This is a genomic window from Streptomyces sp. NPDC096012, from assembly GCF_040426375.1.
In the GTDB taxonomy this organism is placed as follows: Bacteria; Actinomycetota; Actinomycetes; order Streptomycetales; family Streptomycetaceae; genus Streptomyces.
Genome location: NZ_JBEOTD010000032.1, coordinates 68,563 through 81,902, shown reverse-complemented (window position 1 = coordinate 81,902; position 13,340 = coordinate 68,563). Strand labels below are relative to the sequence as shown.

Annotated in this window: 8 protein-coding genes; 3 read left to right on the top strand and 5 right to left on the bottom strand. The window is 72.3% G+C overall.

Annotated elements, in window-relative coordinates; translation table 11 throughout:
- The first annotated feature begins 22 nt into the window (after positions 1-22).
- Positions 23-2,467 (top strand): Tex family protein, encoded by a 2,445-nt coding sequence (locus ABVB68_RS26965; protein WP_353603738.1) that lies wholly within the window; start codon positions 23-25, stop codon positions 2,465-2,467.
- A gap of 346 nt (positions 2,468-2,813) precedes the next feature.
- Here ABVB68_RS26965 and ABVB68_RS26960 read toward each other — a convergent pair whose 3' ends face one another.
- Together ABVB68_RS26960 and ABVB68_RS26955 are read right to left on the bottom strand one after the other, a co-directional pair.
- A complete protein-coding gene (locus ABVB68_RS26960; RefSeq protein WP_353603737.1) occupies positions 2,814-3,275 on the bottom strand; it encodes a nuclear transport factor 2 family protein in 462 nt (153 codons plus the stop codon).
- A gap of 275 nt (positions 3,276-3,550) precedes the next feature.
- Positions 3,551-5,191 (bottom strand): ABC-F family ATP-binding cassette domain-containing protein, encoded by a 1,641-nt coding sequence (locus tag ABVB68_RS26955; protein WP_353603736.1) that lies wholly within the window; start codon positions 5,189-5,191, stop codon positions 3,551-3,553.
- Between the two features lie 285 nt (positions 5,192-5,476).
- Here ABVB68_RS26955 and ABVB68_RS26950 point away from each other — a divergent pair, with 285 nt between their 5' ends.
- A complete protein-coding gene (locus ABVB68_RS26950) occupies positions 5,477-6,391 on the top strand; it encodes an FAD-dependent oxidoreductase (RefSeq protein WP_503006277.1) in 915 nt (304 codons plus the stop codon).
- 371 nt (positions 6,392-6,762) lie between these two features.
- Here the strand turns inward: ABVB68_RS26950 and ABVB68_RS26945 are convergent, their stop codons facing one another.
- On the bottom strand, positions 6,763-8,715 hold the full coding sequence (locus ABVB68_RS26945; RefSeq protein WP_353603734.1) for a Xaa-Pro dipeptidyl-peptidase: 1,953 nt from the start codon (positions 8,713-8,715) through the stop codon (positions 6,763-6,765).
- Positions 8,716-8,889: 174 nt separating this feature from the next.
- Here ABVB68_RS26945 and ABVB68_RS26940 point away from each other — a divergent pair, with 174 nt between their 5' ends.
- Positions 8,890-10,377 carry a M1 family metallopeptidase gene (locus tag ABVB68_RS26940; protein WP_353603733.1) on the top strand — a complete coding sequence of 496 codons (1,488 nt, stop codon included), beginning with the start codon at positions 8,890-8,892 and terminating at the stop codon, positions 10,375-10,377.
- A 301-nt stretch (positions 10,378-10,678) separates the two neighbouring features.
- On the opposite strand, the gene ABVB68_RS26935 is transcribed toward ABVB68_RS26940, so the two are convergent.
- Together ABVB68_RS26935 and ABVB68_RS26930 are read right to left on the bottom strand one after the other, a co-directional pair.
- Entirely contained in the window at positions 10,679-11,608 is a 930-nt protein-coding gene (locus ABVB68_RS26935) for a PfkB family carbohydrate kinase (RefSeq protein WP_353603732.1), read from the bottom strand.
- Positions 11,609-11,734: 126 nt separating this feature from the next.
- Entirely contained in the window at positions 11,735-13,204 is a 1,470-nt protein-coding gene (locus tag ABVB68_RS26930; protein ID WP_353603731.1) for an amino acid permease, read from the bottom strand.
- Between the last annotated feature and the right edge of the window lie 136 nt (positions 13,205-13,340).

Genomic DNA, 13,340 nt, shown 5'->3' with positions numbered 1-13,340 from the left:
GTGGAGAAGGCGGTACGGGATCGTGACGACACCCGGGTCCATCGAAGCAGGATCCATCGAAGGCAGGATCGCCGAGGAACTCGGCGTACGGGAGCGGCAGGTGAAGGCCGCGGTCGAGCTCCTCGACGGCGGTTCGACGGTGCCCTTCATCGCCCGCTACCGCAAGGAAGCGACCGAGATGCTCGACGATGCGCAGCTGCGCACGCTCGAGGAGCGGCTGCGCTATCTGCGGGAGCTGGAGGAGCGGCGCTCGGCGATCCTGGAGTCGGTCCGTGAGCAGGGCAAGCTCACCGGAGAACTCGAGGCGCGGATCCGGGGTGCCGAGACCAAGGCGCGGCTGGAGGACGTCTACCTCCCCTACAAGCCCAAGCGGCGCACCAAGGCGCAGATCGCGCGCGAAGCGGGCCTGGAGCCGCTCGCGGACGGCCTGCTGGGCGACCCTTCCGTCGAACCGCTGGCGGCCGCCGCCGCGTTCGTGGACGCGGACAAGGGCGTCGCCGACCCGCAGGCCGCGCTGGACGGCGCGCGGGCGATCCTGACCGAGCGGTTCTCGGAGGACGCCGACCTGATCGGCGAGTTGCGCGAGCGCATGTGGGTGCGCGGGCGGCTGGCCGCCAAGGTGCGCGAGGGCAAGGAGGAGGCGGGCGCCAAGTTCGCCGACTACTTCGACTTCGCCGAGCCCTTCACCGAACTGCCCTCGCACCGGATCCTGGCGATGCTGCGCGGTGAGAAGGAGGAGGTCCTGGACCTCGTCCTGGAGCCGGAGGAGCCGTCCGACTCCCCGTCGCCGGTGTCCTCGTACGAGGGAATCGTCGCCCGCCGTTTCGGGATCGCCGACCGGGGCCGCCCCGGGGACAAATGGCTGACGGACACGGTCCGCTGGGCCTGGCGCACCCGCATCCTCGTCCATCTGGGCATCGACCTCAGGCTGCGGCTGCGGACGGCCGCCGAGGACGAGGCGGTGAACGTCTTCGCGGCGAACCTGCGCGACCTCCTGCTGGCCGCGCCGGCCGGCACGCGCGCCACGCTGGGCCTGGACCCCGGCTTCCGCACGGGTGTGAAGGTCGCCGTCGTGGACGCCACCGGCAAGGTCGTCGCCACGGACGTGATCCACCCCCACGTCCCGGCCAACAAGTGGGACGAGTCGATCGCCAGGCTGGCGCGGCTCGCCGAGCAGCACGCCGTCGACCTGATCGCCATCGGCAACGGCACGGCGTCCCGCGAGACCGACAAGCTCGCCGGAGAACTCATCGACAGGCACCCGGAGCTGAAGCTCACCAAGGTGATGGTGTCCGAGGCCGGCGCGTCGGTGTACTCGGCCTCGCAGTACGCCTCGCAGGAGCTGCCCGGCATGGACGTCTCACTGCGCGGCGCGGTCTCCATCGCCCGGCGGCTGCAGGACCCGCTGGCCGAGCTGGTGAAGATCGACCCGAAGTCGATCGGTGTCGGCCAGTACCAGCACGACCTGTCCGAGGTGAAGCTGTCCCGTTCGCTCGACGCGGTCGTCGAGGACTGTGTGAACGGCGTCGGCGTGGACGTCAACACCGCGTCCGTGCCGCTGCTGTCGCGGGTGTCCGGCATCTCCGCGGGCCTCGCCGAGAACATCGTCGCGCACCGGGACGCGAACGGGCCGTTCACCTCCCGCTCGGAGCTGAAGAAGGTCGCCCGGCTCGGCCCGAAGGCGTACGAGCAGTGCGCGGGCTTCCTGCGCATCCGCGGCGGCGCGGACCCGCTGGACGCCTCCAGCGTGCACCCGGAGGCCTACCCGGTGGTCCGCCAGATGGTGAAGACCACGGGGCAGGAGGTGTCCTCCCTGGTCGGCAACACCGGGGTGCTGCGCTCGCTGCGCCCGGCCGACTTCGTCGACGACACCTTCGGGCTGCCGACCGTCACCGACATCCTCAAGGAGTTGGAGAAGCCGGGCCGCGACCCGCGTCCCGCCTTCCGGACGGCCACCTTCAAGGAGGGCGTGGAGAAGATCTCCGACCTGTCCGCCGGGATGATCCTGGAAGGTGTGGTCACGAACGTGGCGGCCTTCGGCGCGTTCGTGGACATCGGCGTCCACCAGGACGGTCTGGTGCACGTCTCGGCGATGTCGAAGACGTTCGTCAAGGACCCACGGGACGTCGCCAAGCCGGGCGACATCGTCAAGGTGAAGGTCGTCGACGTGGACATCCCGCGCAAGCGGATCGCGCTGACCCTGCGCCTGGACGACGAGGCCGCCCCGCAGGGGCAGGGCGGCGGCCGGCAGCAGCGCGGCGGCGCCCGGCCGCCCCAGCAGCGGCAGGGGAACCAGGGGCAGCGGCAGAACGGCCAGGGCGGCCAGGGGCAGCGGCAGGCCGCTCAGGGTCAGCGGCAGGGCCGCGGGGGCGGCGAGCGGGGCGGACGGCAGGCGCCGGCCCCGGCGAACAGCGCGATGGCCGACGCGCTGCGGCGCGCGGGCCTGCTGGACCCGAAGAAGCGCTGACGGCACGGGGCCGGAGCCGCCGGGCGCCCGGCCCCCTCGCCGTCTTCGTGTCTCGCCGCCTTCCGCCCGTCCGTGCCGGAAAGGCGGCGAGCAGGGCCGGTGAGCGCGAGACGCCTGCGGCGGGGGCGCGTCGGTGGCCCGCGCCGTGACACCGCATCCACCGTGGCGGCCGCTTCCCAGCCCCGGGTCCACCGGCGACGCCGCGCCGCCGGTCCGTTCTCGGAGCTGACCGGCGCGGCCGTGTTCCTCCGCGTCACCGCAGCGGGTCGGCGAGGCCGTGTTCGTTCGCGGCGGTCGCTTCGCAGCACCGGGTCCACCGGCGTCGGCGTCGCACCGCCGGTCTGGGTCAGCGCAGCGGGATGTCGAGGCCGTGTTCGTTCGCGGGGCGCGGGCCGTGGATGCGACGGTCGGCCTCGGTGATGGCGACGTCGTTGATGCTCGCCTCGCGGCGTGTCATGAGGCCGCGCTCGTCGAACTCCCACAGCTCGTTGCCGTAACTGCGCCACCAACGGCCTTCCGCGTCACGGCACTCGTACTGGAAGCGGACGGCGATCCGGTCGTCGTGGAACGACCACAGGCTCTTGCGCAGCGCGTAGTCCAGTTCGCGCTCCCACTTCCGCGTCAGGAAGGCGACGATCTCCTCGCGTCCGCGGACGAAGGTGTCGCGGTTGCGCCAGACCGAGTCCGGCGTGTAGGCCAGGGCCACCCGCCGGGGATCGCGGGTGTTCCACGCGTCCTCGGCGGCCTGGACCTTCCGCACTGCCGTCTCCCGCGTGAACGGCGGGAAGGGCGGGCGCTCTTCGGGCACGGCGGCCTCCTCACATCGAGAACGTACGTTCTCCACTGTTGTCGACTACGGTCCGGAACGGTCGTTCTCAAAGGTCGCCGACTGGGTCCACGCGGCCGGGACACCGGTGGCCGAACCGGTCTGCCTGCTCGCCGAGGGAGCCATCGTGACCGCGGCCGTCACCGGCGACCCGGCCCCGGCCCGCCATGCCCGTACAGCCGCCGAGACGCTGCTCGCGCACCATTGATCCGCGGGCGCGTGCGTTCCGGCGCGCCGGGTCCACCGCACCTGGCGCCCTAGCGCTCGGTGACCTTGCCGTCGGCCACCTCCAGGCGCCGGGTCACCCGGACCGCGTCCAGCATGCGCCGGTCATGGGTGACCAGGAGCAGCGTGCCCTCGTAGGCGTCGAGGGCGGACTCCAGCTGCTCGATGGCCGGCAGGTCGAGGTGGTTCGTCGGCTCGTCCAGGACGAGGAGGTTCACACCCCGGCCCTGGAGCAGTGCGAGGGCGGCGCGGGTGCGCTCTCCCGGGGAGAGGGTCGCGGCCGGGCGCAGTACGTGGTCCGATTTCAGGCCGAACTTGGCGAGCAGGGTGCGGATCTCGACGGGTTCGGTGTCGGGGACGGCCGCCCGGAACGCGTCGAAGAGGGCCTCGGGGCCGTGGAAGAACCCCCGGGCCTGGTCGACCTCGCCGATCAGGACGCCCGAGCCGAGCGCGGCGTGCCCGGAGTCGAGCGGAACGCGGCCGAGCAGCGCACCGAGCAGCGTCGACTTGCCGGCGCCGTTGGCCCCGGTGACCGCGACCCGGTCCGCCCAGTCGATCTGCAGCGACACCGGGCCGAAGGTGAACGCGCCGCGGTGGACCTCGGCCTCCCGCAGGGTCGCGACCACGGCGCCCGAACGCGGGGCCGCAGCGATCTCCATGCGCAGCTCCCACTCCTTGCGGGGTTCCTCGACCACGTCCAGGCGCTCGATCATGCGCTGGGTCTGCCGGGCCTTGGCCGCCTGCTTCTCGCTGGCCTCGCTGCGGAACTTGCGGCCGATCTTGTCGTTGTCGTTGCCGCCCTTGCGCCGGGCGTTCTTCACGCCCTTGTCCATCCAGGTGCGCTGCATCTGGGCGCGGTCCTGCAGGGCGGCCTTCCTGTCGGCGTACTCGTCGTAGTCGTCGCGGGCGTGCCGGCGGGCCACCTCGCGTTCCTCCAGGTAGGCCTCGTAGCCGCCGCCGTAGAGGTTGATCTGCTGCTGGGCGAGGTCGAGTTCGAGGACCTTGGTGACGGTGCGGGTGAGGAACTCGCGGTCGTGGCTGACGACGACGGTGCCCGCGCGCAGGCCGGTGACGAAGCGTTCCAGGCGTTCCAGGCCGTCCAGGTCCAGGTCGTTGGTGGGCTCGTCGAGCAGGAAGACGTCGTACCGGGAGAGCAGCAGGGAGGCGAGGCCGGCGCGGGCCGCCTGGCCGCCGGACAGCGAGGTCATCGGCTGGTCGAGGTCCACGGCGAGGCCGAGCGAGTCGGCGACCTCCTCCGCGCGCTCCTCCAGGTCGGCGCCGCCCAGTCCGAGCCAGCGTTCCAGGGCGACCGCGTAGGCGTCGTCGGCGCCGGGCGCCCCGTCGACCAGCGCCTGCGTGGCCTCGTCCAGCACGTGCTGCGCCTCGGCGACACCGGTGCGGCGGGCCAGGAACGCCCGGACGCTCTCCCCCGGCCGGCGCTCGGGCTCCTGCGGCAGGTGCCCGACGGTCGCGGTCGGCGGCGACAGCCGCAGCTCGCCCAGCTCGGGTGCGGTGAGTCCGGCGAGCAGGCGCAGCAGGGTGGATTTGCCCGCGCCGTTGGCACCGACCAGACCGATCACGTCACCGGGGGCGACGACGAGGTCGAGCCCCGAGAAGAGGGAGCGGTCGCCGTGCCCGGCGGCGAGGTTCTTGGCGACGAGGGTGGCAGTCATCAGAACGCGATCCTAGTCGGCCGCTGATCCGCGCGGCGGACGCGCCCGGTGACGTGATCGGCCGGGTCCCGGCCGGGTCCTCCGCGGGCGCGGCGCGGTCGGGTCCTCCCCGGCCGGGCGCGGTATGTCGTGACCGGCCGGAGCACGAGATGTCCTGATCAGCCGGAGCACGGGATGTCCTGATCAGCCGGAACAAGGGATGTCCTGATCGGCCGGAACACGGCATGTCCTGATCGGCCTGGAAGGGCCTATCGTCCTCGCGTGGACACGGAGCCGAGTGACGAAGTGATCGTGGTCGGCGGCGGGATCGCCGGGCTGACGACGGCCGTGATGCTGGCGGAGTCCGGGCGGCGGGTGGAGGTGTGGGCACGGGAGTCCGCCGGGCGTACGACCTCGGCGGTCGCCGGAGGCCTGTGGTGGCCGTACCGCATCGAACCGGAGCCGCTGGTCGGTGCCTGGGCGCTGGAGTCGCTCGCGGTGTACGAGGCACTCGCCGCACGCCCGCGGGAGACGGGCGTACGCCTGCTCGACGGTGTCCACCGGGGGGTCCGCCTGGACGAGCTGGGCGAGTGGGCGGGCCGGGTGCCGGGGTTGCGGGAGGTGGCCGGCGGGCTCGCCGCCCGGCTGCCCGTGATCGACATGCCGGTGCATCTGGGGTGGCTGCGGGAGCGGCTGGCGAAGGCGGGCGGGGCGGTACGGGAGCGGGAGGTGACCGACCTGGCCGCGGTGCCTGCCCCCGTGGTGGTCAACTGCACCGGGCTCGGGGCCCGTTCGCTGGTGCCGGACCCCGCTGTGCGTCCGGTGCGCGGGCAGCTGGTCGTCGTGGCGAACCCGGGCGTCGGCACCTGGTACACCTCCGCCGACCACTCCTCCGCGACCTCCACCTACTTCATCCCGCAGCCGGGCGGGCTCCTCCTCGGCGGCACGGCGGAGGAGGACGACTGGTCCCTGGAGCCGGACCCGGACACCGCCGCGGCGATCGTCGCCCGCTGCGCGGCGGTCCGGCCGGAGATCGCCGGTGCGCGGGTGCTCGGCCACCGGGTGGGGCTGCGCCCGGCCCGCGACGCGGTGCGGCTGGAGCGCGAAACCCTGCCGGACGGGCGGGTGATCGTGCACAACTACGGCCACGGCGGTGCCGGGGTCACGGTGGCCTGGGGCTGCGCCCGGGAGGCGGCCGCTCTGACGACCCCGGCCGCCTGATCCGACAGCCGCCCACACCGGCCCCCGCCCGAGCCCACACGACTCCCGGCAGGCCCCGCGTCAGCCCCTCCCGGAACCACAGGCGATCCCTCGCGGGGCCGGGATCACCCTCGCCTGAGGCTGCGCCCGCGAGGCGGCCGCTCTGACATCCCCGGCCGCCTGATCCGACAGCCGCCCACACCGGCCCCCGCCCGAGCCCACACGACTCCCGGCAGGCCCCGCGTCAGCCCCTCCCACAGCCACAGGCGCCCTCGCGGGCCCACGCCGGCACACATCAGCCTTACGCGGGCCCGGGCCGACTCTGCCCCGCCCTTCGCGGGCCCGCCGGCTCCGCGCCCGCCGCGTCGGCCGCGCCCGCCGCGTCGGCCGTGTCAGGCCGCCGGAAGGCGGCCGGGGATGTGGAGGGCGCGGAGGCCGTCGAGGACTGAGGGTGCGGGCAGCGTGGAGGTGCTGCCGGAGGTGGCTCGGGCGAAGGCCGCCGCGCCGCCGACCAGGGGCAGCCGTGCGCCCGTACCGGCCAGGGACAGCCTGAGCGTCGGGCGGGTGGACGGCGGGTCGATGAGGTCCTTGTCCGTGCCGGCGACGATCAGGGCCAGGCGGTGTCCCCTGGGTACGACGTGGTCGGTGGCCGCGAGGTCGAGCGTCATCGTGTACGCCTTGCCGGGCGTGAGCGGGACGCCCTCGTGCAGGGAGGCGTAGTGGCCGAGGTCGCCCCAGCCGCGGCTGAACACCGTGTGGTCGACGGCGGCCGTCCTGGCACCGGTCTCCTTGAAGCAGGCGCTGTCCCCGGCCGTGCTCTCGCCCCAGCAGGTGCGGCCGGTGAGCGTGGTGATGCCCTCGCCGCCGTCGGCGTAGTCGCGGATGGTGTCGGGGCCGACGTCCACCAGGACGGCGGTCAGGTGGGCCGAGGCCGTGCTCGGGGTGGCGGTGACCGTCACCCTGGAGGAGCCGGACAGGCGCAGGTCGCGGGTGAGCGGTGCCGTGAGGAAGCCGGCCTTCTCGGGTGTGGACGTGGTCAGACGGGCGGCCCAGTCGGTCTCGCCGAGCTTGGGGTCGTCGGTGAGGGTCTCGGTGCCGCCTGCCGGTCGCAGGCCGAGCGTGCCGACGCCGGCCCTGGTGCCGGAGGCGGGGTGCAGGACGGTGGCGCGGGTGCCGTGCGGCGGCCAGGCGGCGGAGGTCACCCAGTGGTCGGGGTGTCGTTCGATGTCGGCCGTCGGCTCGCGGTCGATGCCGTTGTCGTAGCCGAGCAGTTCGTGGTCGAACCAGCGGTGCAGGGTGTCGACCCAGGCGCCGCGCCGGTAGTCGAAGGGGTCGACGTGCCCGGTCTGGGACAGCCAGATCTTCCGTGCGACCCCGTGTCGGGCGAGGGCGTCCCACCACTGGCCGAAGTTCTTGGTACGGACGTTGAGGTCCTGCATGCCGTGCACGACGAACACGCTGGCGCGCACCTTGGCCGCGTCCTTGACGTAGTCCCGTTCGGTCCACAGCGGGGTCCAGTCACCGCTGCGCGGGCTGCCGTCGGCGAGCCTCTTGCGTACGGCCGCGCAGTGGGCCCGCGCACCGTCGCTCTCGACGTAGCCGGCGAGCTCGTCGGGGCCGCCGTCGTAGAGCGGGGCACCCTGCGCGAAGTAGTAGTCGTACCAGGAGGAGATGGCGCTGATCGGGACGATGGTCCTCAGGCCCCTGACCCCGGTGGCGGCGACGCCGTTGGCGATCGTGCCGTCCCAGCTCTTGCCGATCATGCCGGTGCGGCCGTTGGTCCAGCCGGCCGTGACCGGTGTGCCGCCGGTGCGGGCGGTGTACGCCCTGGCCCGGCCGTTCAGCCAGTCGACGACGGCCTTCGCGGACCGGATCTCCGAGCGGCCGCCGACGTCGACGCAGCCGTCGGAGCGGTTGGTGCCCGTGAGGTCGACACCGACGAAGGCGTAGCCGCGCGGCACGAAGTAGTTGTCGTAGAACAGCGGCATCTGCACGACATGGCCGCTCGCGTCGTATGTCTTCCGCTGGCTCTCGTTGCCGCGCCCGCAGCAGGAGTAGTACGGGCTGGCGTCCATGATGACCGGCACCTTGCGGCCCTGCCGGGCCGGTTCGGCGGGCCGGACGATGTCGGCGGCGACCCGGTCGGACCTCCCGTCGCCGTCACCGTCGAGGCCCGTGTCCACCCACACGGACTCGCGGACGGCGTCGGCGTAGGAGTAGACGGGCCGGCTCTCGCGCGGGGGCGCGGCGTGTGCGGCGGCCGGGGTGAGGAAGAGCGCCGTCAGAATGGCGACGACCGCTGTCGCGAGCGTTCTCCAGATCGTGAAGCGCGTGCGTGTCGGCATGCGCGGACGGTACTCCGGTCAACTCCCGTGCAAAAGAGGGCAGCTGGGTGACGCGAGGGCGCTCGTGACGGCTGAATGGCGATCGTGTGACAGGAGGGGTCATGGACAGGTCAGGGATCACGGGGACTGAATAGGCTCCGAACAGACGTCCTGTCCCGACGACTTGGAGCTGACGTGCACCGCAGAATCATCGCGCCGGGCGCACTGGCCGCGGCCTCCCTCCTGCTGGCGATCCCGGCATCGGCCGCGAACTGGTCCCCCGGCGCACCGGGGATCGGCGACCCCTACTACCCGTACTACGGCAACGGCGGCTACGACGTGTCGCACTACGACCTGAGGCTGCAGTACCAGCCGAAGACGGACGAGTTGCAGGGCACGGCGACCATCCTGGCGAGGACCACGCAGGACCTGTCCAGTTTCGACCTGGACTTCCTGCTGGACGTGGGCGAGGTGCGGGTCAACGGCGCCAAGGCGGCGTTCGCCTCCTCGGGCCAGCACGAACTGGTCGTCACCCCGAAGCAGCCGATCGCCAAGGACACGCCGATCACGGTGGTGGTCCGCTACAGCGGGGTGCCGTCGACGAAGAGCGCCTACGGCTTCACCACGTGGCACCGGACACCGGACGGCGCCGTCGCGGCCGACGAGCCCGAGGCCGCCTGGTGGTGGTACCCGAGCAACGACCATCCGAGTGACAAGGCCACCTACGACGTGTCGGTGGCCGTCCCGGACGGCACCCAGGCCATCTCCAACGGCACCCTGCAGTCCACGAGCTCCAAGCTCGGCTGGACCCGTTACAACTGGCGGCAGGACAAGCCGCAGGCGACCTATCTGACCACGCTCGCCCTCGGCCGGTTCGACATCACCACCGGCACCTCCGACGGTGGTGTGCCCGTCGTCAACGCCTACAGCAAGGACCTGGGCGGCAACGACGGTGCCGCGCGGGCCAGCGTGGAGCGGACCGGGGAGCTGGTGGACTGGCTGAGCGGCTACTTCGGGCCGTATCCGTTCGGCTCGGCCGGCGGGTACGTGCCGAACACCACGACCGGGTACGCGCTGGAGACCCAGACCAGGGTCTACTACAGCCCGAAGCAGTTCGCGAGCGGCTCCAACACCTCGGTGGTCGTGCACGAGCTGGCCCACCAGTGGTACGGCGACGACGTGTCGCTGAAGGGCTGGAAGGACATCTGGATCAACGAGGGCTTCGCGCGCTACGCGCAGTGGCTGTGGTCCGAGCACGAGGGCGAGGGCACCGCCCAGGAACTGGCCGACTACGTGTACGCCTCGCATCCGGCCGACGACGCGTTCTGGAAGGTCGCGCCCGGTGACCCGGGCCCCGACCACCAGTTCGACGCCGCGGTCTACGACCGGGGCGCCGCCGCCCTCCAGGCGCTGCGCAACGAGATCGGTGACCGCGCCTTCTTCGCGATCCTGAAGGGCTGGCCGAAGGAGCACGCGTACGGCAACGCCTCGGTGGCCGACTTCCAGAGGTACGCCGAACGGGTGTCCGGCAAGCGGCTGTCCGGGCTGTTCGACACCTGGCTCTTCCAGCCGTCGAAGCCTGCCGCGGCCGCTGCCCGGTCGCTGGTGAAGTCGGCAGAGGTGCCGGCGCGGCCGAAGTCGTGGAAGAAGATCGAGGCCACGAACGACGTCCACGGGCACTAGAAGTGTCCTGAAGATCTTGAAAATGCGCCCGGCTTGCCCTACTTGGTGACGATTAACGTTTACCCGCAATCCGGGGCGAGTCGGGCGACCAGAGCAAGATCTTCATCGGCGTTCTAGGCCCTGTCTGACAATGCGCGTCTGCCGCGCGACGCCATGCACGCACTCTCGCCGCACCGGCCCCAGACCCGAGTACGTCCAGTACGAGCGCCTGGGGCCGGCACACCGAGACCACGCACCTGACGCCGCGCGGCCGCCCTGCGGGCGACGACGCGCATTGTCAGACAGGACCTGGCCCGGCGCCTCACGGTCGCCCGGCGGAGTCCTGCCGGCTCGGCTCGGCCGCCCGTTCGAGCAGCTCGTCCCGGTCTATCGCCTCCGTGCGGGAGGCCGGGACGGTGCACGCGTGGGCGCCCGCGATCGCGCCGTAGCGGGCGCACACCTCGGGCGGCTCGCCGCTGAGCCGGCCGAAGAGGAACGCGGCGGCGAAGGCGTCGCCCGCGCCGTTGGAGTCGACCACCGGCGCGGGCGGGGCCGTCGCCGGAATCCGGGTCAGTTCGCCGCCGGCCAGCAGACAGGCACCCCGCGCACCGGCGGTGGCGACGACGGTCCCGGCCCGGCCGCGCTCGGCGACGCGCCGCATGGTCCGCTCGGGGTGGGCCAGGGCGGCGGCTGACAGGAAGACGACGTCGGCCGCGTACGCGAAGGGCTCGTGGTACGGGTTCTCGCCGTCCCAGTCGTGCAGGTCGGTGGAGAGCGGCACGCCCGCCTCGCGCAGCAGCGGCAGGGTCTCGGCGCACGGCTGGGTGATGGTCACGTGCACATGCCGGGCTGCGGCGGCCAGGGCGCGCACGGTGGCCTCGGGGAAGCGGTCGCCGGCACGGGTGCGGCTGGTGTCGTACAGCGACAGGCGGCGCCCGTCCGGGCCGACCAGGTTCACCGCCCGCTTGGTGCCGAGGGGCTGCGCCGGCGCGGTGAGGGCGATGCCGTGCTCGCGGTGCAGGGCGCGGACGAGGTCTCCCTCGGGGTCGTCGCCGAGCAGGTCGAGGTGGTGGACGTCCAGGCCGAGAGCGGCCAGGCCGAGGGCGACGAAGTCGCCGGTCTGCCCGGCCCTGGTGCGGATCCCGGAGTCGATCATGTAGCTGTCGGCGTACGGCAGGGGCAGTTCGGGGACCTGGATGATCGTGTCCACGCCTGCTCCGCCCAGTACCAGGACATCGGGCCGCCCGGTCACCGGCCGCCCGCCCCGCTGACCGCGTCCCGACACGGAACGGTGGCGTCACCCCGGACACACGTGATCTCCGACATGACGCCACCGTAGGCGGTGCCACCGGCGGTGGCACAGGGGTTTTCCCGGGTGCTACTTCGCGGACCCGGTCAGCTGCTGCGCGGAGTTCCGCGACACCCGGCGGCGGACGCCGAACCAGCCGGCGACCAGCATGACGGCGATCACCGGGATGAGGAGCAGGGTCTTGCGGCCGACCTCGGGGTCGTTCCACATCATGCCGAGGCAGACCATGAGGAAGGCGATCGTGGCGATCTCGGTGGCCGGGCTGAACCGCAGCCGGAAGTGCGGCCGGGTCACCAGGCCCGCGCGGGCACGGCGGACGAAGACCAGGTGGCAGACCATGATGATCACCCAGGTGCTGATGATGCCGAGGGAGGCGACGTTCAGCACGATCTCGAAGGCCTGGCTCGGCACCAGGTAGTTGAGGCCGACACCGAGCACGCAGACCGCGCAGGTCAGCAGGATGCCGCCGTAGGGGACCTGGCTGCGGTTCATGCGGGCGGTGAACTTCGGGGCGGAGCCGGCCGTCGCCATGGAGCGCAGGATGCGGCCGGTGGAGTACAGGCCGGAGTTGAGCGAGGACATGGCGGCGGTCAGTACGACCAGGTTCATCACGTCGCCGGCGGCCGGGATGCCGATCTTCGACAGGACCGTGACGAACGGGCTCTGGTCGGCGGAGTACACCGCGCCGGGCAGCAGCAGGGCGAGCAGCACGACGGAGCCGACGTAGAACACGCCGACGCGCCACATGATCGAGTTCACCGCGCGCGGGACGACCTTCTCCGGCGCGGCGGTCTCGCCGGCGGCGACGCCGACCAGCTCCAGGGCGGCGTACGCGAAGATCACGCCCTGCATGACGAGGACGACCGGCATCAGGCCGTGCGGGAAGACACCGCCGTGGTCGGTGATGACGCTCAGGCCGGGCTTGGTGCCGTCGACGTCGTGCCGGGTGGCCAGCAGGAAGATGCCGACGAGCATGAAGCCCACCAGGGTGGCGACCTTGATGATCGCGAACCAGAACTCCATCTCGCCGAAGATCTTCACCGAGATCAGGTTCACGGCGAGCACCACCGCGAGGGCGATCAGCGCCATCACCCACTGCGGGACGGAGGTGAACATGCTCCAGTAGTGCGTGTACAGGGCGATGGCGGTGATGTCGGCGATGCCGGTGGTCGACCAGTTCAGGAAATACATCCAGCCGGCGACATAGGCGCCCTTCTCGCCGAGGAACTCGCGCGCGTAGCTCACGAAGGAGCCGGAGGACGGCCGGTACAGGACCAGCTCGCCGAGGGCGCGGACGACGAAGAAGGCGAAGACGCCGCAGACCAGGTAGGCCAGGGCGAGCGCCGGTCCCGCGTTGTGCAGGCGGCCGCCGGCGCCGAGGAACAGGCCGGTGCCGATGGCGCCGCCGATGGCGATCATGTTGACGTGCCGGGCCTTGAGGTCCTTGCTGTAACCGGCGTCACCCGCGTCCGCGGGCGTCCGGTCCACCTCGGGATGGGCTGCGGTCTGTGCCGTTTCCACGGCTTCCTTGCTGCTCACGGGTGGTACCACTTCCTGGTGCGCCCGGGCCTCGTGGGCCCGGGGTTCGTGCAGGTCCTGGCCCGCACCACCCTGGTGTCGCGGTACAGACCAAGGCAGTAGCTTCCCAGAGAGAGCGCCGGTACGCGGTGGTCCA

What these genes read in the sequence shown, in the direction of transcription:
- ABVB68_RS26955 (WP_353603736.1), bottom strand. Translation starts at nt 5,191, where the DNA reads ATGACTGCCACCCTCGTCGCCAAGAACCTCGCCGCCGGGCACGGCGAC.
- ABVB68_RS26945 (WP_353603734.1), bottom strand. Translation starts at nt 8,715, where the DNA reads ATGCCGACACGCACGCGCTTCACGATCTGGAGAACGCTCGCGACAGCG.